Here is a 21,932-nt window from a genome sequence, read left to right as displayed (position 1 = left end):
TTTAAATCCCCCTCTATTTCACTTTAACCTTTTCCATTTCTTCTATGATTTGCTTTTTAGAAAGTTCACCAGTATGCTTTGTTTTTATTTTACCATCTTTATCAACCGTTATCGTAGTTGGTAATGGATTGATACCGTATGCATCTGTTACTAAATTATCGTTATCCATTGCAACTGTGAATGTTGGTGTTTCTTTTAATGAACTTAAATATTGTTTGATTTGTTGAGGATTATTTCTGACATGTATCGCAACGACTTCAACACCTTTGTCTTTGTAGTTTTGATATTGTCTTTCTAACTCAGGCATTTCGCGTTTACATGGTTCACACCAAGTCCCCCAAAAGTTAATTAAAACACCTTTCCCACGTAAATCTTTTAAATTAACCTTTTTCCCATCAACTGTTTGGAGTTCAAAAAGTGGCGCATCATCTCCAACTTGCGCTACTTTATCCTTATCTTTCGTAAGACTGGACCATACTGTAAATACAATTGCAATTAAAATCACTGCAGTTATAACAATTTGGAGTACAGTCTTCTGTTTTTTCTTCATTTAAAATCCTCCCTAACACAATAAAAAAACCATACATATGCAATGTTATGGTGTTTTGTCTAGTATATCATGACTAAAAAGCAGATTAGTGGCATTATTGTGAACGTTTACAGATTATTTACCATCTTGTGCTAAATGTCTTAAAACTTTGATTTCATGAGGTGATAACGTTCTGCCCTGTCCAGCATTTAAGCCTTTTAAATTAAGTGGACCATATTCTACTCTCGTAAGTTTAACAACTTCATGTCCAAAATGACTAAACATTCTTCTAACCTGTCTATTTCTACCTTCCGTAATCGTAATTTCTACATGTGTTACATTACGCTCTCTGTCTTGACTTTTTACTTTTACAATTGCAGGTTGTGTCATGCCATCTTCTAACTGTATACCTTTTTCCAATTGTTTAACTTCTTCTCTTAGTAAATAGCCTTTTAATTTTGCTACATATTTCTTTTGAATTTTATAACGAGGATGTGTCATTAAGTTTGTAAACTCACCATCATTCGTTAAAATTAATAAACCTGATGTATCATAATCTAATCTACCAACTGGGAAAATTCTCGTCTTAATATCTTTAAAATAATCCGTTACAACCGCTCTTCCTTTATCGTCAGATACACTTGTAATTACTTTCGTTGGTTTATGGAATAAAATATATAGTTTATCCGGCATTTCTAATGGAATACCTTCTACTTCGATATAATCAGAATCTTTCACTTTCGTGCCAAGTTCTGTTACTTGTTTATGATTAACGTATACAAGCCCTTCTTCGATTAATTTTTCTGCTTTTCTACGTGACGTATAGCCACTTTTCGCAATAACTTTTTGTAATCTCTCTAATTCTTCACTCATTATGATTGCTCCTCATTGTTTTGTTTTTCGTTCATGCTACTAAAAAACAAATCCATTTCTTCTTGTTCATTTTCTTCATTTGTTGATTTCGGTAATTCGTCTAAAGAAGTCAGTCCAAATACATTTAGAAAGTAATCTGTCGTATACAATAATTGGCTTCTAGATTGATCGTTATGTTTTGATTCAACGACACCTTTCGCAATTAAAGTCTTAACAGAAGCGTCTGAATTTACACCACGAATCACTTCTATATCACTTCTCGTAACAGGTTGATTATATGCAATAATAGATAATGTTTCTAACGCAGCTTGTGATAATTTTGTATTCATATTATCTATCATTAATTTTTCAAGATATTGATGCATAATTGGCTTTGCTGTAAGAATGCATTTATTACCGTAAAAAATAATTTGTAATGTTTCGCGATCATATTCATTTGCTAAATCTTTTAATTGTGATGGCGTTAATTCTAATAACTCACATAACTGATTAACTTCAATGCCTTCATCACCTAATGAATATAATAATCCTTCTAATAATCCTAATTTACTCACTGACATAATTCACGCCTCGATTTATAGTTATTTCTCCAAATTGATATTGTTGAAATACATCAATTTGTCTTAATTTCATCATTTCCAATATTGCCAAGAACAACGTTACTAATACATTTGTAGATAAATCAGATGGCAATGTCTCGAAAAATTTATAACTCTTATGTTCGGCAAGTTGTGCTTGTATTGAAGCAGTTGCCATTTCAATCGTATAACTATCTTCGTTAACTGTGACATTCTGTGGTTTATTAAATCGTTGTCTACGTTTAGTACGTTGGTATGCAATAATTAAATCCGTCATATCTAAATCTAAAGGTGCACGTTTGTCATGAACGGCTTCAAATTTGGATAAATCTGCTGGCTTTTTGATGAATATTTGTTCTCTGTCTTGTTTTTTATGATTTAATAATTCAGCATATTCTTTATAATTTTGGTATTCGATTAATTGTCTAACTAAATCGTCCCTTGGATCATCTTCAAATTCATCAATATCTGATGGTTGTGTAGGTAGTAATAATTTGCTTTTGATCATCAATAACTCTGATGCCATCACTAAATATTCACTCGCTACATTTATTTCTAATATTTTCATTTGATGTATATAACTTAAGTATTGCTCGGTTAGTTCCTTCATTGGAATATCATAAATATCAATTTCGTATTTTTGTATTAAATGAAGTAATAAATCCAAAGGTCCTTCAAAGGCATCAAGTTTTACTTCATACATTTAAAACTTCCTCATTTCTATTCCTTTTACGTGCATAAATCTAAAAATTATTATACCATGATTACGTATAAATATTCTATGCTGAGAGGGATTTTAAATGGAAACACAAATAATGTCATTTCACTATCATTTCCATGTCTTAAGACATTATTTTGAATGTCACGATATATTAGAAGATCATTGGAAAGATCAAACTCAATTTAGTAAACATGATGCAATTGTAAGTTTAATATTGTTCTCTACAGCGTGTTACCACTATAGACGTGATAATACGAAAGGCGCTCTAAAAACTTATAAAAAAGCATTACAAATTGCAGAATTAAATGATGACTTTAGCCATTTAGGTATTGAAAAAGCATCGTTTCAATCTTTAATTCGTTCACAAATCATGCGCATTGAGCAAGGTCATCCATATGAAAATATACAACTCCCTTTAACAGATGCAAGCTATCGTGCTTTAGAAAGTACATTTGATGACTTTGAATTTAACTATAATACAGATGTATCAGATTATATTAAACACCATCATCTACTAAGAGATCGTTCTGAAGTGATAGAAAGTCGTATTTCAGCATATAAACAACGTCACGCTAGACAATAAATAACCAATAAATAAGACCCCAAGCAACAGCAAATGTTAATAAAATTGCTAAAGTGACATATTTTTTTGATTCATTTTGTTGTTGTTTATTGTTCTTCATTTTTCTTCTCCTTCTTGGCTCTAGGGTGATACGTTAAATACATCTCGCGTATTTGTTTCTTAGAGATGTGTGTGTAAAGTTGTGTTGTAGAAATGTCGGAATGTCCGAGCATTTCTTGCACTGCCCTCAAGTCCGCACCATTTTCAAGCAAATGCGTCGCAAAAGAATGCCTTAAAGTATGAGGTGTTAAAGTTTTCGTTATCCCTTTTTCTAAGCCGATTTTTTTTAATATTTTCCAAAATCCTTGTCGCGTTAAAGCTGTACCACGCGCATTTAAGAATAATATATCTGTAACATGTTTCTTCAATAAATTTGGTCGAACTTCTTGAATGTAATTTCTTAAAATGCCCATTAAATGTTCACCAAGCGGTACGATTCGTTCTTTATTTCCTTTACCAAACACTCTAATAAATCCCATCGTCAAATTGACGTCTTCCACATTTAATTGAATCAATTCACTTACACGAACGCCCGTACCATATAAAAATTCAAGCATCGTTCGGTCACGTTCATCTCTAGGATTTGTAATATGTGTAAATGTTAAGAGTTGGTTCACTTCATCTTCACTCAATACATCTGGAAGTTTCTGTTCGTATTTAGGTGTTTCAATCAATATGGTTGGATCTTTAACGGCGTATTTTTCTCTAATCGCAAATTGATGAAAGCTTCTAATCGTCGCTGCTAATCTCGCAATTGTTTTAGCTGATTTGCCTTCTTGTTTAAGATGCGCAAAATATTTTTGTATCACAATACGGTCAATATTGTCTATATGACTAATTTTATGTTCAGTTATGTATTGGTTATATTGCTTTAAATCTCTTTGATACGATTGGATTGTATTTTGACTCAAACCTTTTTCTAATCTTATAAAATCTATAAACTCATTTATGATTTGTTCCATGAATTCACCTCATTGTTGTCATTATTTTACCATAAAAAAAGACATCACTAAAATCAGTATAAAACTTCATTTAGTAACGTCCATTATAGATTTATTCTTCGTGACATCTATGACAAATACCATGAAAAGTTAATCGATGGTCTAAAATTTTAAAGTTAAATTCTTTTTCAACACGACGTTCTACGTCTTCTAATAAATCTTCTTCGATTTCATCAACTGCGCCACATTCCATGCATACCATATGGTGGTGAAAATGTTTTGCCCCTTCTTTTCTTAAATCGAATCTAGCAACACCATCGCCAAAGTTAATTTTGTCGACTACTTTTAATTCTGCTAATAGTTCTAACGTACGATAGACAGTTGCGAGACCAATCTCAGGTGCCTTATCTTTAACTTTTAGGTAAACGTCCTCTGCACTTAAATGATCGGCTTCATTCTCAAGTAATACTCTAACTGTCGCTTCTCTTTGCGGAGTTAGTTTGTAGGAAGCTTTGTGTAATTGTTCTTTCACACGTTGTATGCGTTCTTCCAACTTGACACCTTCTTTCTAAAAAATAATCATTATCAATTAGTAATGTATTCGTATACTAAAATACCAATAATCTTCTCAAAAAGCAAGAAAAAATATCTTTTTATTTAGAATGATTATAATTTAATAATAAGTATTGGAAGGCAATCATTGTTTTTGCATCTTCAATTTTATGTTCTGATAATAAAGACTGTATTTGATCAATTGGAATTTTAGTTAAATTCAAGAATTCATCCTCATCTAAATTTGCGTTTCCTTCTTTTAAATCTTTCGCGATATAAACACTTACTTTCTCGTTACAGAAGCCTGGACAGCCATATACTTCACCGATGAGTTCTAATTTGTCTGCAACGTATCCTGTTTCTTCTTCTAATTCTCTCAGTGCAGCTGACTCTCGTTCCTCCCCTATTTCTAATTTACCAGCAGGAATTTCGATTAATGTCTTTTCCATTGCTTTTCTATATTGTTCCACCACTAATACTTCATTGTCTGGTGTTATAGCTAATACAGATACTGCACCATTATGTAATACGACTTCGCGTTCGCTCGTTTGCCCATCTGGAAGTGTTACTTGATGTTTTTCCAGCTTAATAATACGACCATCATATATTGTTTCTTTCGAAATCGTTTCTTCAGTTAGTTTCATTATAAGTGTGCCTCTTTTCATTAAAATAATTTATCTGGTAAACTTAATAAATAAAGTGTAGCGAAAGGAGCTTCAATATGCAAAAGAATACATTGAAAAATGGCATTGAAATTTCAGAAGTCGGATTAGGTTGTATGAGTTTAGGAACAGATATCAACCATGCAGAAACAATTGTTGATGAAGCAATCAAACAAGGTATCACATATTTTGATACAGCTGATTTATATGATTACGGTGAGAATGAAAAAATCGTAGGACAACTTTTGAAAAAATATCAAAATCAACAAGATATTGTCATTGGATCAAAAGTCGGTAATCATTTTGATAAAGATAAACAAGAGCACTTTTGGGATCCTTCTAAAGAACACATTATGAAAAGCATTAAAGAATCATTACAAAGATTGGATCTTGAACAATTAGATTTATATATGTTACATGGCGGTACGATTGAAGATAACAAAGATGAAACAATAGAAGCATTCGAAAGATTAAAAGAACAAGGTCTTATAAAAGCATATGGTATTTCGTCAATTAGACCTAATGTGATCGATTATTACTTGAAAAACAGCAACATTGAAACAATTATGATGCAATTTAGTATTTTAGATAATCGCCCTGAAAGTCTTATTGAAAAAATTAACGAACATGGTGTCAAAATATTAGCGAGAGGTCCAGTTTCTAAAGGTTTATTAACTCATAAATCAAACGAAGTATTAGATCGTAAATTTAAAGATGGCTTACTAGAATATAATTATAATGATTTATCGGATACCATTTCTCAACTGAATAAAGAATATGATGACTTATCAAGTGTTACATTTAATTATTTGAAATCATTTGACGCACTTGGATCTATTATTACAGGTGCAAGTTCTCCAGAGCAATTAGCTGAGAGTATCCAAAGTTATAATGGAACATTATCAGAAGCTCAAATTAAGCACGCTCGTTCAATAGTAAAAAATATTGAATACACAAATCACTTAGTTTAAAAGTAAAGAGTCTGGGAGAAGATTAATTTTCCCAGACTCTATTTATATCTTTTTACTTAAAAAACTTTGTTTAAATAATTTTTCCAATGTACGAGGTGCTAATTGATAAAATCTCAATCCTAAATCCATCCATTTCGGTTCGTTTATTTCTATTTTTCTTTTAATCATACTTTTAACAATTTGTTCGCTTAAATCTTCTACATTAAGTTGTATTTGAGATGTGAGCTTTTCAAAGTGACCTGAAGGGTCTGCTTTAGCATGAAATTGTGATTTGAAAGGTCCTGGATTGACATTAAGTACATGTAAATCTTCGTGTTCAAGTCTTAAAGCATTTGTGAAACTACTCAAAGCTGCTTTTGACGCTGCATAATGACTGCCATATGGTGTTGTCACTTTAGAAGAAATCGATGAAATATTAACGATTGATGCCCCTCTTTTTAAATAAGGTAATATACGGTTCAATAGAATAATTAAATTGACGAGATTCGTATGATAAATGTCCTTAATTTCCTCATTTGTATGTGCCTCATTAGATTTAAAGTAACCTAACCCAGCATTATTAATAATCCCGTCATACGTATTGTTCTGTGCAAGATTAAATTGTTCGACTTGCGCGGTGTCATTCATATCTAATACAAATACTTCTTTAATATTTTTATATGCCGTCATTAAATGATTGGCTTTATCCACATTTCTAACAATTATTGAAACGTAAGCACCGTGATTATTCAATGATTGTATCAAGCTCTCCCCTAGTGAACCTGTGGCACCAGTTAATAAATAATGTTTACCGATCATTTAACTCATCCTTTATTCATTGTTATGTATAATGTATCATAACACTTCAAAAAAACTAAATACGATACAAGCAATTTTGACATAAGATTATATTTCTTTATAATTAAAATGAATTCATATGGAAGTGAGTGATTTTATTATGAAAATTGTGTTTTATGGATCTGGTAATATGGCAAACGCGATATTCACTGGAATTGTTAACAGTAAGTCGATTGAACCTGAAAATATTTATTTAACAAATAAGTCGAACCAAGAAGCATTGGAAAGTTATCATGAAGCTTTAGGCGTTAGCTATAGTTATGATGATGAAGAATTGTTAAAAGATGCAGATTATGTATTCTTAAGTACAAAACCTTATGATTTCTTAAAATTAGCTGAACGCATTAAACCTTTCATAACGAGTGATAATAAATTCATTTCAATTATGGCTGGTTTACCGATTAGTTATATTAGAGATAATTTACAAGTCGATAATCCAATTGCTAGAATAATGCCGAATACGAATGCGCACGTTGGGCATTCAGTAACGGGTATTAGTTTCTCTACAAACTTCGATCCTAATTCTAAGCAAGAAGTATTAACGCTTATTGAAGCTTTCGGTACAGCATTAGAAGTTAAAGAAGATCATTTACATCAAGTGACAGCTATTACTGGTAGTGGACCTGCATTCTTATATCATGTATTTGAACAATATGTAAATGCTGGTACTAAATTAGGGATTGAACAATCTCAAGTTGAAGAGTCTATTAAAGAGTTGATTATTGGTACAGGTAAAATGATCGAACGCTCTGATTTGAAAATGGATCAATTACGTAAAAATATTACGTCTAAAGGTGGTACAACGCAAGCTGGTTTAAATGCGTTAAGCAACCATGACATAGAAGCTATTTTCTTAGATTGTTTAAACGCAGCTGTTAAGAGAAGTATCGAACTTGCAGAAGCGGATGAAGATTAATTGAATAAGTTACAAAAAGGGACTGGGACATAATGTAATGTCTCAGTCTTTTTTATCATCTTGGCAGTAGCTGACTGAATTGAAAATGCGCTTGTACCAAGCTTTTTTCAACTCTAGTCATCCTTGCCGGGGCGGGACGACGAAATCTTTTTATACAAATTAGATTTCTGTCCCGCTCCCTTTTATATTTGAAATTGGTCATAATCTTTTACAAATTTAAAGTCATGATTTACAGTTGAACGCAATGTGGCTTCAACTGTTTGAATATCTTCTAATTCATATCGATTAGATAAATGTGTGAATAGACCTTTTTTTACATTAACATCAGTCATTAATTGAAAGACATCTTCAATATGACTATGATAATAAGAATTGGCTAATTTTTTATCGCCTTCGATATACGTTGTTTCATGAACAATAACGTCTGCATCTTGAGCAAGGATATGTTCATTTTGACATGGCATCGTATCACCAAAGATTGTAATCACTTTCCCCTTTTTCTTAGGACCTTTGAAATCTTTAGATTGATAAGTTTGATTTTCATATTCAAAAGTTTCGTTTGCTTTTACTTCTTGATATTTTGGTCCAGGCTCTATTCCGATTGCTTTAAGTTTTTCAACATCTAGCTTCCCTTCAATATCAGGTGCTGTGATACGATAACCGACAGATAATATACCATGTTTTAAAGGTAAAGCTTTAATTTGAAAGCCATCGATATTAAGTTCGGTTTCCGTGTTGAATTCATTTACAGTTATCGGGTAATTTAAATTTGATTGAGAAATTTCTAATGCCGTTTGTATAAACTTTGTTATACCTTTAGGGCCAATGATTGTTAAAGGTTTATCTTTACCACCTTGGAAGGAACGACTTGTTAATAATCCAGGTAATCCAAATATATGGTCACCATGTAAGTGCGTAATAAATATATGACTTATTTTGCCAAGTTTAATGCCAGTATGTAATATTCGATGTTGAGTTGCTTCACCAACATCAAATAACCATAGTTGATTGACGTGAGGTAGGCAATTAAAGGCAATTGATTGTGTATTTCTTTCTTTAGTCGGTAATCCGGCACTTGTGCCTAAAAATGTGAGTTCCATCGTCTTCCTCCTTACGTTATTATTATAACATGTATCGTACAATGATTTATAAAAATACATAAAAATGATGATGATTATACAACTTACTGAATAAATTGAAAATTTAACAGTTCAAATGGAAGAATATCAATCACTAACATGTTATAATAATTAATATTGTAAATTGTGAAAAAGTTAGAGAATCGAGGTAAATAAATGACAACCGAAACTAGAAATATTCCATGCTTAATTACAATATTTGGGGCTACAGGTGATTTAAGTCACCGTAAATTATTCCCATCTATTTTTCATTTATATCAACAAAATCAATTAGACGAGCACATCGCAATAATTGGTGTTGGTCGAAGAGATTGGACTACTGAAAAGTTCAGAAATGAAATTAAAGCTTCAGTAGAGAAACATGTACAGAATACAGACAAGTTAGATGAATTTATGGAACATGTGTTTTATCAATCGCACGATGTTAGTGACCCTTCTAGTTATGAAGAATTATTAGCTTTTTCAAATGAGTTAAATGAACAATATCAATTAGAAGGTAATCGATTATTTTATTTAGCAATGGCACCTCAATTCTTTGGAACTGTTACGGATTTCTTAAAATCTTCAGGTTTAACAGATACTGACGGTTTCAAACGTTTAATTATTGAAAAACCTTTCGGCACAGATTTAGCATCTGCTGAAGAATTAAATGAACAAATTAGACGTTCATTTAAAGAAGAAGAAATTTACAGAATCGACCATTATTTAGGTAAAGATATGGTACAGAACATTGAAGTGTTAAGATTTGCGAATGCGATGTTCGAACCATTATGGAATAATAAATATATTTCTAATATTCAAGTAACATCATCTGAAATATTAGGTGTAGAAGATCGTGGTGGATACTATGAAAATAGTGGTGCATTAAAAGATATGTTCCAAAACCATATGTTACAAATGGTTGCTTTATTAGCAATGGAACCGCCTATTAGTTTAAACAGTGAAGATGTTAGAAATGAAAAAGTAAAAGTATTGCGTTCAATTAGAGCTTTAGATGAGTCAGAAGTTAAACAGAACTTTGTTAGAGGACAATATGATAAAGGTCAAATTGAAGGCGAAGAAGTTAGAAGCTATAGAGAAGAAGATAAAGTAGCAGATGACTCTAATACCCCTACTTTCGTTGCAGGTAAAGTATTGATAGATAATTTCAGATGGGCTGGCGTACCATTCTTTATTAGAACTGGTAAAAGAATGAAGAAAAAAGGTATTCAAGTCGTTGTTGAATTCAAAGAAGTACCAATGAATTTATATTATCAACGTGATTCAGAATTAGAATCTAATTTACTTGTGATTAATATTCAACCTAATGAAGGTCTTTCACTACATTTAAATGCTAAAAAACAAGTTCAAGGCATAGAAACAGAACCTGTTCAATTATCATACGCAATGAGTGCACAAGATAAAATGAATACAGTTGATGCATATGAGAACTTAATCTTCGACTGTCTTAAAGGTGATTCAACAAACTTTACGCATTGGGAAGAATTAAAAGCAACTTGGAAATATGTAGATGTGATACAAAATGTGTGGGACAATGATAAAGCACCGTTCCCTAATTATAGAGCGGGTACCAATGGACCGATTAAGAGTCAATTATTATTGTCTATTGATGGATTTAAATGGTGGGACGATATTAACTAATCTTTCCGCCAACAGGAGTGACTGAACATTGGAAGTAATTAAAGATTTACAAAGAGCAATTGTGTACATTGAAGATCATCTATTGAGCGATATCGATTTACAAACTTTGAGCGATCACGTTGAAAAGTCCCCTTTTCACTTGAATCAATCATTTACGATGGTTATTGGTATGACACCTATTGAATATCAACTTGCTAGAAGAATGACTGAAGCTGCGTTTGATATTTTAAGTGGTCATACACGTATTTTAGATATCGCCTTAAAGTATGGATACAGAGATGCACATGCATTCGCTCATGATTTTAATGCATATCATGGCATAAGTCCGCTACAAACGAAGACACATCAATCTATGCTTAAAATTAAAAAAAGAGTCTCTATTAAATTAACTTCTACAGAAACAGAGCCGTTAAATTATTCATTACAGTACAAAGATGATTTAAAGTTAGTAGGAAAGAATCATCATTATCATTCAAATGAACTAGATAATCATTTTTTAATACCTGACTTATTAGAAATGTTATTAGAGAATAATTACATAGAAGACTTTATTAAATATAATGATGTTAAACCTAATCAACTATTCGTTATTCGAAGACCACTTGTAGATGGACTCGAAGTATTTGTAGGTGTTCCTAGTGAAAGATATCCAGGTCATTTAGATAATTACTATTTACCTGGACATCATTTCGCGACGTTTAATTTACAAGGTGAATTAGATTTTGTAGTGAGTGAAGCTTGGCACCATATTGAAAATCAATGGCAACTTAAAATGCCTTATTTACATGATGATTTTTATGTTGAGGTATACCCTCTTGATGTTAATTTTGATCAAGAAACTTCTAAAGTACAACTTTGGATACCTATTGATCATAAAAGTATGAATTAAAAAACAACCCGCTATCTCTTGGAGATAACGGGTTGTTTTGTTATATCAAATTATTTAGTCCATTCAGTATGGAAAATACCTTCTTTGTCTTTACGTTCATAAGTATGCGCACCAAAGTAATCGCGTTGTGCTTGAATTAAGTTGGCAGGTAAATCTTCTGAACGGTAACTATCAAAGTAATTGATTGCTGAAGAAAAACCAGGTGTTGCAATTCCTGCTTTGATTGCAGTCGCTGATACTTCTCTTAATGAACCTTGATATTTTGCAACGATATCGTTGAAGTAAGGATCTAATAATAAGTTTGTTAATGATGAATCATTATCGTAAGCGTCTTTGATTTTTTGTAAGAATTGCGCACGGATGATACAACCCTCTCTCCAAATCATAGCTAACTCACCTAATTTTAAGTTCCAGTTATTTGTTTCACTAGCAGTTTTCATTTGAGCAAATCCTTGTGCATAACTACAGATTTTACTCATATAAAGTGCTTGTCTGATTTGTTCTAAGAATGCTTCTTTGTCACCATCAAACTCAGTTACTTCTGGATTAAACGCTGTGCTTGCTTTAACTCTTTCATCTTTGAATGAAGAAATAAATCTAGCAAATACAGACTCAGTAATAATTGTTAATGGAATACCTAATTCTAAAGCATTGATCGAAGTCCATTTACCAGTACCTTTTTGTCCAGCTTTATCCATAATTTTTTCAACTAATGGTGTACCATCTTCGTCTAATTTATTAAAGATTTCGCCTGTGATTTCAATTAAATAACTTTCTAATTCGCCAGCGTTCCATGATTTAAACGTTTCAGCGATTTCTTTATGATCCATGTGTAATACACGTTTCATTAAGTCATAACTTTCAGCGATTAATTGCATATCTGCGTATTCAATACCGTTATGCACCATTTTTACATAGTGACCAGCACCGTCTGGACCAACATATGTTACACATGGAGAACCATCGCTAGCTTTTGCAGAAATGCTTTCTAAAATTGGTGCTACCAATTCATAAGCTTCTTTCTGACCACCAGGCATAATTGAAGGACCAGTTAAAGCACCTTCTTCTCCACCTGAAACACCTGTTCCAATGAAGTTTATTCCACTTTCATCTAAGTATTGATTTCTACGAATCGTATCTAAATAGTTAGTGTTTCCGCCATCGATAAGGATGTCGCCTTTATCTAATAATGGTAATAAGCTATCGATTGTTTTATCTGTTGCTTCACCAGCTTTTACCATAAGTAAAATTTTTCTTGGTTTTTCTAATGAATCTACAAACTCTTCGATTGAATAGTTTGGATGTATATTTTTACCTTGTGATTCTTCAACCATTTGGTCGACTTTCTCTTTTGAACGGTTATACACTGAAACTGAGTAACCACGTGATTCAATATTCCAAGCTAAGTTTTTACCCATTACAGCTAAACCAACTACACCTATTTGTTGTGTCATGAAATTAACCTCACTTTTTTTCATTTTCTAGTACATTTTAACATAGTTTGAATACATTTTTCGTCTATAAAGTCTTTAATTTCAAATGAATACGTTTACATACTGAATTTTTATGCAAGTTCAGCAATTGCAACGATTTGTTCTGTAATTTTTTGTAATTCTTCAACTGGCATACGTTCATTTGTTGTATGAATATATTCATATCCAACACCTAAAATAACAGTAGGAATTCCGAATCCACTAATAACATTTCCGTCAGATCCGCCACCTAGTTTAACAAGGTCTGCTTTACGTCCAATTTTTTCAGAAGATTTAACGGCTAATTGAACAACATCGTCTTCTTGAGTTAAGTTAAAGCTTGGGTACATAATTTGTACATTAACTTCAGCAGAACATCCGAATTCTTCAGCAGTTTTCTCGAATGCTTCTTTCATATGTGTAACTTGTTGATTCATTTTTTCGTCATCTAAAGATCTAGCTTCTGCTAAAATATATACATGATCGCTTACGATATTTGTTGCTGTTCCACCTTCGAATCTACCGATATTAGCAGTTGTTTCTTCATCGATACGTCCTAAGTTCATATGACTAACAGCTTTAGCAGCAATATTAATCGCAGAAACACCTTTTTCAGGTTCTAATCCAGCGTGTGCTGTTTTGCCTTTTATAATAGCCTCTATTTTAGCTTGTGTAGGAGCTGCTACAACAGTTGTACCTACTTTACCAGGCGCATCAATAGCAAAGCCATATTTCGCTTGAATATCATCAGGATTTAAAGCTTTAGCACCTACTAAACCAGATTCTTCACCAACTGTAATGATAAACTCAATATCACCATGTTGAATATTGTTATCTTTAATAACTTGAATAGCTTCTAAAATTGCAGCTAAACCAGCTTTATCATCAGAACCTAAGATTGTTTCTCCTTTAGAATAAATGTAACCATCTTCACGTAATTCAGGTTCAATATTATTACCAGGTGTAACAGTATCCATATGGCTTGTAAAATAAATCGGTGTCTTGCTAGAATCTTCACCTTTTAATTTACAAATTAAATTACCAGCACCATAACCAGTTTCACTTTGAGAGTCATCCTCTTTAACATCTAAACCTAAATCCGTAAACCTTTGCTTTAATAAGTCAGCAATCTTTCTTTCATTTTTAGATTCAGAATCTACCTTTACAAGTTCCATAAAAGTATTTAATAATCTTTCTTCATTAATCATGATTGTCCCTCTTTTCATTTATTTAAATATCTCATAATCTAGTGTATAATAGTTGATAAATATATACAAAACTAATGTTTAAAGAGAGGGTTATCATGGGAAATAAGAATGTACGTAAAATCATAATCATCGTAATGTTAGTAGCAATCGTAGCTGCACTTGTATTATCAGGTATCTTACCATTCCTATTAAATTAATAATATAATTCAAAAGCGCTAGCTCATGATGAGTAGCGCTTTTTTTGGGATGAGAGATACAAATTTTAATTAGGTAATATTAGAATACGTGGAACTCGTGAGTTAAAGACAGAATAAACTCACGAGATTGTGAAACATGTGAGTTAAAGACAAAGTAAACTCACGAGATTAGGAAACATGTGAGTTAAAGGCAATATTAACTTACGAGATTGTGAAAGATGTGAGTTAAAGACAACATTAACTCACGAGATTAGGAAACATGTGAGTTAAAGACAATATTAACTCACAAGATTAGGAAACATGTGAGTTAAAAGCAACATTAACTCACGAGATTAGGAAACATGTGGGTTAAATACCTCATTAACTCACGAGATTAAGAAACATGTGAGTTAAAGACAATATTAACTCACGAGATTAGAAAACATGTGAGTTAAAGCCCACATTAACTCACGAGATTGGGAAACATGTGGGTTAAATCCCACATTAACTCACGAGATTGGGAAACATGTGGGTTAAATCCCACATTAACTCACGAGATTGGAAAAGATGTGAGTTAAAGGCAATATTAACTCACAAGATTAGGAAACATGTGAGTTAAAGTCAACATTAACTCACGAGATTGGAAAAGATGTGAGTTAAATGCAACATAAACTCACGAGATTAGGAAAGATGTGAGTTAAATACCTCATTAACTCACGAGATTGGAAAAGATGTGAGTTAAAGCCAACATTAACTCACAAGATTAGGAAACATGTGAGTTAAAGACAATATTAACTCACGAGATTGGAAAAGATGTGAGTTAAAGGCAATATTAACTCACAAGATTGTGAAAGATGTGAGTTAAAGCCAACATTAACTCACGAGATTGAAAAACATGTGAGTTAAAGTCAACATAAACTCACGAGATTGTGAAAGATGTGAGTTAAAGTCAACATAAACTCACATCTCCCCCCACTATATACACAAAAAACGCAATGCCATATAGCATTGCGTTTTTACTTCTTAAGGCTACCGAATTGTGATTTGATTAGTAAGTATTCTTCTACTTCGTTTAATAGTTGAAATAGTGCTGCGATACTTTCTAATTCTTGATGTGATTTTGGTAGCTCGATAGATTGTAATTTTATTTTAATGTCATATAGATTATGCAATCTCATGAGTGAGTAATCGTTTCCTTGTACGTTTTGTGATACTTCTAATAACAATTGACTACATAAATGATGTGCATGCTGACTGTGCTGCATGGATTCGATTAATTTTTTCATTCTTTTTAATAAAGTTAATTGTTCTTCTCTCATATCAAAATAATGATAGTAAGAGTTCTCATTTCTCACAAAATGATTTTTAACTTCTCTAAATGCTAATGATTTAGCTTTTCTAATATTTTCTGAAACGATATCAAATGACGGTACATTAATTTTCTTATTTGGATCTTGTAAGCATTGACTATAAATAAAGGTTATTAATATAAAGTCGTCTTCTATTTTGCGTTTATAATTGTTAAGTTTATAATCTAAACTTGGCATAAACATATTCATGATTAAAGCTATACCTATACCAATTACAAGTAATAAAATTTCATTTACGACAACATTCATATCAATCGTTTTAGCCATATACAGATGAAGTATAATAACACAGCTTGTTACAATTCCTTCTTGTACACCAATCATGACTGTTACGGGTATAAATAAAAGCACCATAATACCAAGTATAATAGGTGTACTTCCTAAATAAGTGAAAAATACTGAACCTATCAAAATTGCTATAAAACATGCTACAAATCTATATATTGCAGCTTCAAATGATTTAACTCTTGTATCCTTAATGCATAATACAACAAGAATAGCACTGGATGCATAATTATCTAAGCCGATTAACCTAGAAAGGATGACAGCTAATGTCATCCCTAGGGCAGTTTTTAATGTTCTATATCCTATTCTGTACGGTTTTATTTGCATAAGAAATGAACCGTTCCTTTACACTTCTTCGCAATACTCTTCGAATAGTGCTTGAATGTTTGTAATAACACTCATTGGATCGTGACCTTCGATTTCATGTCTTTCAATCATTTTGACAATTTTGCCATCTTTTAGAAAAGCAAATGATGGACTTGATGGTGGATAACCTTCAAAATAATCACGTGCTGTTTCTGTTGCTTCTTTGTCTTGACCAGCAAATACAGTTACTAATTGATCTGGTAATTTATCATAGTGTAACGCATGTTGTGCTGCTGGTCTTGCGATACCGCCTGCACATCCACAAACTGAATTAACCATAACAAATGTTGTACCTGGTTTGTTGAAAGTTTCTTCAACTTCTTCTTTAGTTGTTAATTGTTTGTATCCAGCCGCTTCTATTTCATTTCTCGCAGAATTAACTACATCATTCATATATAAATTGAAATCCATTTCCATAAAAAAAGCCTCCTGTAATAATAGATAAGTCTATTTTACAGGAGATTTAAGGGTAAAACAATGACAAGGTTTTATTAATATATAGATGTGTTCTCGATTGTCATACTTTGTAATCTTTCTTTTACATATTTTAAGAATTCACCGGCCATTAAACCATCTAATATTCTATGATCAATTGATAATGATAAATTAACCATATCACGAATACCGATCATATCATTGACAACTACAGGTCGTTTCACAATAGATTCTACTTGTAAAATAGCAGCTTGTGGATGATTGATAATACCCATTGATGATACTGAGCCAAATGAACCTGTATTATTGACTGTGAATGTACCGCCTTGCATATCTTGAGAAGTTAACTTATGCTTTCTTCCTCTAGTTGCAAGATCATTAATTTCACGAGCAATACCTTTGATTGATTTATCATCAGCATTTTTAATAACAGGTACATATAATTTATCTTCACTTGCTACTGCGATTGAAATATTAATATCTTTATGAATTTTAATTTCATCGCCTGCCCAAGTACTATTTAACATCGGATATTTCTTCAATCCTTCTGCAACAGCTTTTACGAAAAATGCGAAGAATGTTAAGTTATATCCTTCATTTTGTTTGAAAGATGATTTATGATATTGTCTTGTTTTAACAAGATCTGTAGCATCAACTTCGACCATCATCCAAGCATGTGGAATTTCATGAACACTTTGCAACATTTTATTCGCAATTGCTCTTCTTACACCATTGACTGGAATTGAATCGCCAGGTAAAGAAGTTGTTTCTGGTTGAACTGTATTTTCATCCACTTCTTGAACTGGTGCATCTACTTGTTTAGATGATGCATCTTCAGTTGGCACACCATTTTCAATCGCATTTAAAATGTCTTTTTTAGTCACTCTTCCTAAATTACCAGTACCTTTAACTTTATTTAAATCAATATTATTTTCACTTGCTAATTTAAATACAACTGGTGAATATTGACCGTTATTCATTGGACCTACTTGTGGTTTATTAGAAACAGGTGTTTCAGCTTTTGCAGGTTGCTCTTCTTTAGTTACTTCTGGTTCAGTTTGTTCATCAGCACTATTATTGTTTTCCTCTGATGTTTCACCTTCAACTTCCATTGTACAAATAACTGTTCCAACATCTACTGTTTCACCGGCTTCTACAACAATTTCTTTAATTGTTCCATTAAATGTTGAAGGGACTTCAGCTGTTACTTTATCTGTTATCACTTCGCACAGTGCATCGTACTCTTCAATTGTGTCACCTGGTTTAACAAGCCATTGTTCGATTGTACCTTCATGAACACTTTCTCCAAGTTTCGGCATCTTCACGTCCATAATTTAACCTCCTAAAATTCAGCTAACGTTCTCATTTTTTCTTCTATTTTCACAGGATTCATCATAAAGAAATCTTCCATTGGTGGTGAAAATGGCATAGCTGGTACGTCTGGACCTGCAAGTCTTGCAATTGGTGCGTCTAAATCAAATAAGCAATTTTCTGCTATTATGGCAGATACTTCACTCATGACACTACCTTCTAAATTATCTTCAGTTACAACCAATACTTTGCCAGTCTTTTTCGCACAATTAATAATTGTTTCTTTGTCTAGTGGATATAATGAACGTAAATCTACTATTTCTGCATCTATACCTTCAGTTGATAATATTTCAGCTGCTTGAAGTGCATAATTTACACATAATCCATAAGTGAATACTGTAATATCTGAACCTTCTCGTTTAACATCTGCTTTATCGATTGGGACAGTATAATATTCTTCTGGAACTTCTTCTTTTAATAGTCTGTATGCTTTTTTATGTTCAAAGTATAATACAGGATCATTATCTTCAATTGCCGCAAGAAGTAATCCTTTAGCATCGTATGGTGATGATGGAATGACAACTCTTAAGCCTGGTGTTGAACAGAATATACTCTCAATACTTTGAGAATGATATAATGCGCCATGAATTCCGCCACCAAATGGACTTCTAATTGTTAAAGGACAATCCCAATCATTATTAGAACGGTATCTTATTTTAGCTGCTTCATTGATAATTTGGTTTGTTGCCGGAACGATGTACTCTGCAAATTGAATTTCAGATACAGGTCTTTTACCCATCATAGCTGCACCAATTGAAGCACCAACGATATTTGATTCTGCTAAAGGTGAATCGATCACGCGTCTTTCACCATATTTGTTGTATAAATTTTTAGTTGCGCCAAATACGCCGCCTTTTAGACCAACATCTTCGCCGATAACAAATACGTTATTATCTTTTTCCATCGCTTGGTCCATTGCTTGATTAATCGCGTCAAGATAGGATAACTTAGGCATTCTTTTCGCCTCCTTGATCATATACATGTGTTAAAGCTTCTTCCGGTAATGGATAAGGTGCTTTTTCTGCATTTTTAGTAGCAGTATTGATTTCTTGTTTAATTTCATCTTCAATTTGGCTGAACCATTCATCGTTTGTAACTTGATGTTCAACTAAATATTCTTTGAATTTAATCATACAATCATTGTCTTTTTCTTCTTTCATTTCTTCTGCCGGACGATAATTATCATCATCATCTGAAGAATGAGGTGTTAAACGACTACATAATGCTTCAATAAGTGTTGGTCCTTCACCATTTATTGCACGTTCTCTTGCACGTTTAACTGCTTCATAAACAGCTATAGGATCATTACCATCCACTTGTTCACCAAATGCACCGTAACCTGCAGCTCTAGATGATAAATCATCTGTTGCGTACTGTAAGTGACTTGGTACCGAAATGGCATATTTATTGTTTTCGATAATACAAATAAATGGCAACTTATGAACACCAGCAAAGTTCATTGCTTCGTGGAAATCACCTTGACTCGTACTACCTTCACCTAAAGTAGCAAGTGCAATCGCTTCTTTGCCATCCATTTTAAGTGATAAACTTGCGCCAACTGCATGTAACACTTGAGTTGTTACACAAGAACCTTGCGTTAAAATAGATAAATCTTTTTTACTAAAGTGAGATGGCATTTGCTTACCACCACTTGAAGTATCACCTTGTTTTGCAAATGCAGCTAACATAGATTCTTCAGCAGAAATACCACGAGCTGTAACTAAAGCTAAATCTCTATAGTAAGGCGCTAATACGTCTTCGTCTTTTAGTGCATAATATGTGCCAATTTGTGTTGCTTCTTGACCTTGACAACTAATAACAAACGGTAGTTTACCTGCTCGGTTAAGTAGCCACATTCTTTCGTCAATTTTTCTACCTAATAACATCCATTTATAAATTTCTTTTAAGTCTTCATGCGTTAATCCGACAGTCTTATAATCTAACATCTAATCTCTCCTCTTTAGACGTGAATAGCACGATTCTCAGATTTTAACCCTAGTTCCATGAGCACTTCTCCAATTGAAGGATGTGCATGTACAGTAGTTGCTAGTTCTTCAGTAGAGCCATTCATAAATGTAAATAGAGCTGCTTCATTAATTAATTCAGTCACTTTTGCACCAATCATATGAATGCCAAGCACTTTTTCATTGTCTATATCTTTAATTAATATACATTCACCAAGTCCATTATTTTCGATGACGGATTTGCCAATCGCTTTAAAAGGTACTTTGAACTTTTTGAAATTAATATTTTGCGCTTTTGCATCTTGTTCAGTCATCCCTATCGAAGCAATTTCAGGGTTTGTATATATACATCTCGGTACTGTTAAGTAATCTAATGTGATAGGATTTTGATCAAACATATGCTCTACAGCAATTGTGCCTTCTTTAGTTGCAACATGTGCTAATTGATAATTACCGATGACATCTCCAACCGCATAAATATGTTTATCATCAGTTTGATAAACATCATTTGTTAGTATATAGCCTTTATCATCGATCTTTATTTTTGTGTTGTTCAATCCTAAATCTTCAGTATTCGGTGTTCTACCAACTGCGACTAATACTTTTTCAAAAGTTTGTTGCTCATTTTGAAGTGTGACATCTACATGTTTATCATGTATGTTGACATCTTGTTCAGATAAAGGACATTTCTCATGAATGGTTATGCCATTTTCTTCAAAGCTACGTTTAATCGTTTTACTGATTTCTCGTTGTTCGTTAGGAATAATGGATTGCCCAGCTTCAACAACTGTTACTTTTACACCTAAATCATTTAATAAAGATGCAAATTCAAGTCCAATCACACCGCCACCGATAATTAACATGCTTTCAGGCAACGTTTCTAATTGCATCATATCATCACTTGAAATGATGGTTTGATGGTTAAACTTTAAGAATGGTAATTCAATTGGTCTTGACCCTGTTGCAATTAATACATGTTGATTAACGAATAGTTCTGATTCGCCATTTTCAAATTCAACAGATACAGTTCCAGCTTGAGGCGAGAACAATGAAGGTCCTAGAATTCTGCCATTACCTTCGTAAATGTCAATTTTGTATTTTTTCATCAAACTTTGTACACCATTGTACATCGTAGTAACTGTTTCATCTTTCTTAGCAACAACATCCGTCATTTCAAAATCAGCTGAAGCAGTTTTAATACCATATTCGTTTGAATGTTGTATGTATCTTAAAATTTCTGCAGTTTTTAAATATGATTTTGTAGGTATACAACCTTTATGTAAACAAGTTCCACCTAACTTAAATTTCTCTACAATTGCGACTTTTTTTCCTAGTTGTGAAGCACGAATTGCTGATACATAGCCTGCCGTACCGCCACCTAGAACGACTAAATCATATTCTTTAGACATAGTAT

General features: G+C 32.6%; 23 protein-coding genes. 6 read left to right on the top strand and 17 right to left on the bottom strand.

What is annotated here, in order from left to right; translation table 11 throughout:
* Positions 1-13: 13 nt before the first annotated feature.
* The 4 genes from resA to LQ617_RS01575 all read right to left on the bottom strand — a co-directional run bounded on the left by resA (position 14) and on the right by LQ617_RS01575 (position 2,683).
* Positions 14-550, bottom strand: coding sequence for a thiol-disulfide oxidoreductase ResA (gene resA, locus LQ617_RS01590; RefSeq protein ID WP_037588184.1), 537 nt, complete (start codon positions 548-550; stop codon positions 14-16).
* Positions 551-664: 114 nt separating this feature from the next.
* On the bottom strand, positions 665-1,402 hold the full coding sequence (locus LQ617_RS01585) for a pseudouridine synthase (protein WP_204170176.1): 738 nt from the start codon (positions 1,400-1,402) through the stop codon (positions 665-667).
* Positions 1,402-1,962 (bottom strand): SMC-Scp complex subunit ScpB, encoded by a 561-nt coding sequence (gene scpB / locus LQ617_RS01580; protein ID WP_037588190.1) that lies wholly within the window; start codon positions 1,960-1,962, stop codon positions 1,402-1,404. The genes LQ617_RS01585 and scpB overlap by 1 nt, the downstream gene beginning before the upstream one ends.
* Positions 1,949-2,683: a segregation and condensation protein A gene (locus LQ617_RS01575; RefSeq protein WP_037588191.1), complete on the bottom strand. Its 735-nt coding sequence runs from the start codon at positions 2,681-2,683 to the stop codon at positions 1,949-1,951. The genes scpB and LQ617_RS01575 overlap by 14 nt, the downstream gene beginning before the upstream one ends.
* A 97-nt stretch (positions 2,684-2,780) precedes the next feature.
* Here LQ617_RS01575 and LQ617_RS01570 point away from each other — a divergent pair, with 97 nt between their 5' ends.
* Positions 2,781-3,284, top strand: a complete 504-nt coding sequence (locus LQ617_RS01570; protein ID WP_239739323.1) for a DUF309 domain-containing protein — start codon at positions 2,781-2,783, stop codon at positions 3,282-3,284.
* 86 nt (positions 3,285-3,370) lie between these two features.
* On the opposite strand, the gene xerD is transcribed toward LQ617_RS01570, so the two are convergent.
* From xerD to LQ617_RS01555, 3 genes are all read right to left on the bottom strand, one after another.
* The gene (xerD, locus tag LQ617_RS01565) at positions 3,371-4,285 is read right to left on the bottom strand and encodes a site-specific tyrosine recombinase XerD (protein WP_239739317.1); all 915 of its coding nucleotides are present in this window, start codon (positions 4,283-4,285) and stop codon (positions 3,371-3,373) included.
* 91 nt (positions 4,286-4,376) lie between these two features.
* Entirely contained in the window at positions 4,377-4,817 is a 441-nt protein-coding gene (gene fur, locus LQ617_RS01560) for a ferric iron uptake transcriptional regulator (RefSeq protein ID WP_025907044.1), read from the bottom strand.
* A 100-nt stretch (positions 4,818-4,917) separates the two neighbouring features.
* Positions 4,918-5,460 carry an NUDIX hydrolase gene (locus tag LQ617_RS01555; protein WP_239739316.1) on the bottom strand — a complete coding sequence of 181 codons (543 nt, stop codon included), beginning with the start codon at positions 5,458-5,460 and terminating at the stop codon, positions 4,918-4,920.
* A 77-nt stretch (positions 5,461-5,537) separates the two neighbouring features.
* Between LQ617_RS01555 and LQ617_RS01550 the strand changes: the two genes are divergently transcribed.
* Positions 5,538-6,449: an aldo/keto reductase gene (locus LQ617_RS01550; protein ID WP_239739315.1), complete on the top strand. Its 912-nt coding sequence runs from the start codon at positions 5,538-5,540 to the stop codon at positions 6,447-6,449.
* A gap of 42 nt (positions 6,450-6,491) precedes the next feature.
* Here LQ617_RS01550 and LQ617_RS01545 read toward each other — a convergent pair whose 3' ends face one another.
* Positions 6,492-7,247 (bottom strand): SDR family NAD(P)-dependent oxidoreductase, encoded by a 756-nt coding sequence (locus LQ617_RS01545; RefSeq protein ID WP_239739314.1) that lies wholly within the window; start codon positions 7,245-7,247, stop codon positions 6,492-6,494.
* Between the two features lie 139 nt (positions 7,248-7,386).
* Between LQ617_RS01545 and proC the strand changes: the two genes are divergently transcribed.
* Positions 7,387-8,202, top strand: coding sequence for a pyrroline-5-carboxylate reductase (gene proC, locus LQ617_RS01540; RefSeq protein WP_025907039.1), 816 nt, complete (start codon positions 7,387-7,389; stop codon positions 8,200-8,202).
* 182 nt (positions 8,203-8,384) lie between these two features.
* On the opposite strand, the gene rnz is transcribed toward proC, so the two are convergent.
* Positions 8,385-9,302 carry a ribonuclease Z gene (gene rnz, locus LQ617_RS01535; protein ID WP_239739313.1) on the bottom strand — a complete coding sequence of 306 codons (918 nt, stop codon included), beginning with the start codon at positions 9,300-9,302 and terminating at the stop codon, positions 8,385-8,387.
* A 195-nt stretch (positions 9,303-9,497) separates the two neighbouring features.
* Between rnz and zwf the strand changes: the two genes are divergently transcribed.
* Positions 9,498-10,982, top strand: a complete 1,485-nt coding sequence (gene zwf / locus LQ617_RS01530) for a glucose-6-phosphate dehydrogenase (RefSeq protein ID WP_037588201.1) — start codon at positions 9,498-9,500, stop codon at positions 10,980-10,982.
* Positions 10,983-11,010: 28 nt separating this feature from the next.
* Positions 11,011-11,871: an effector binding domain-containing protein gene (locus LQ617_RS01525; protein ID WP_191835598.1), complete on the top strand. Its 861-nt coding sequence runs from the start codon at positions 11,011-11,013 to the stop codon at positions 11,869-11,871.
* A gap of 50 nt (positions 11,872-11,921) precedes the next feature.
* Here the strand turns inward: LQ617_RS01525 and gndA are convergent, their stop codons facing one another.
* Together gndA and LQ617_RS01515 are read right to left on the bottom strand one after the other, a co-directional pair.
* Positions 11,922-13,325, bottom strand: coding sequence for an NADP-dependent phosphogluconate dehydrogenase (gene gndA, locus LQ617_RS01520; RefSeq protein ID WP_025907031.1), 1,404 nt, complete (start codon positions 13,323-13,325; stop codon positions 11,922-11,924).
* Between the two features lie 110 nt (positions 13,326-13,435).
* Positions 13,436-14,551, bottom strand: a complete 1,116-nt coding sequence (locus LQ617_RS01515; protein WP_204252626.1) for a M20/M25/M40 family metallo-hydrolase — start codon at positions 14,549-14,551, stop codon at positions 13,436-13,438.
* Positions 14,552-14,646: 95 nt separating this feature from the next.
* Between LQ617_RS01515 and prli42 the strand changes: the two genes are divergently transcribed.
* Positions 14,647-14,748, top strand: a complete 102-nt coding sequence (gene prli42, locus LQ617_RS01510; protein ID WP_150527395.1) for a stressosome-associated protein Prli42 — start codon at positions 14,647-14,649, stop codon at positions 14,746-14,748.
* A gap of 995 nt (positions 14,749-15,743) precedes the next feature.
* On the opposite strand, the gene LQ617_RS01505 is transcribed toward prli42, so the two are convergent.
* The 6 genes from LQ617_RS01505 to lpdA form a co-directional block, all read right to left on the bottom strand.
* Entirely contained in the window at positions 15,744-16,709 is a 966-nt protein-coding gene (locus tag LQ617_RS01505) for an aromatic acid exporter family protein (protein ID WP_239739312.1), read from the bottom strand.
* A gap of 18 nt (positions 16,710-16,727) precedes the next feature.
* Positions 16,728-17,165 carry a BrxA/BrxB family bacilliredoxin gene (locus tag LQ617_RS01500; protein WP_025904925.1) on the bottom strand — a complete coding sequence of 146 codons (438 nt, stop codon included), beginning with the start codon at positions 17,163-17,165 and terminating at the stop codon, positions 16,728-16,730.
* Positions 17,166-17,239: 74 nt separating this feature from the next.
* Entirely contained in the window at positions 17,240-18,514 is a 1,275-nt protein-coding gene (locus LQ617_RS01495) for a dihydrolipoamide acetyltransferase family protein (protein ID WP_239739311.1), read from the bottom strand.
* A gap of 11 nt (positions 18,515-18,525) precedes the next feature.
* Positions 18,526-19,509, bottom strand: a complete 984-nt coding sequence (locus tag LQ617_RS01490; RefSeq protein ID WP_239739309.1) for an alpha-ketoacid dehydrogenase subunit beta — start codon at positions 19,507-19,509, stop codon at positions 18,526-18,528.
* A complete protein-coding gene (locus LQ617_RS01485) occupies positions 19,502-20,500 on the bottom strand; it encodes a thiamine pyrophosphate-dependent dehydrogenase E1 component subunit alpha (protein ID WP_206167005.1) in 999 nt (332 codons plus the stop codon). The genes LQ617_RS01490 and LQ617_RS01485 overlap by 8 nt, the downstream gene beginning before the upstream one ends.
* 14 nt (positions 20,501-20,514) lie before the next feature.
* Complete coding sequence (gene lpdA, locus LQ617_RS01480; RefSeq protein WP_239739307.1) at positions 20,515-21,927, bottom strand: dihydrolipoyl dehydrogenase; 1,413 nt, start codon at positions 21,925-21,927, stop codon at positions 20,515-20,517.
* Positions 21,928-21,932 lie beyond the last annotated feature (5 nt).

The sequence above is a fragment of the Mammaliicoccus sp. P-M59 genome, from assembly GCF_022386135.1.
In the GTDB taxonomy this organism is placed as follows: domain Bacteria; phylum Bacillota; class Bacilli; order Staphylococcales; family Staphylococcaceae; genus Mammaliicoccus; species Mammaliicoccus sciuri_A.
The sequence above is the reverse complement of the archived record's forward strand: the minus strand, read 5'-3'. Positions and strand labels throughout refer to the sequence as shown.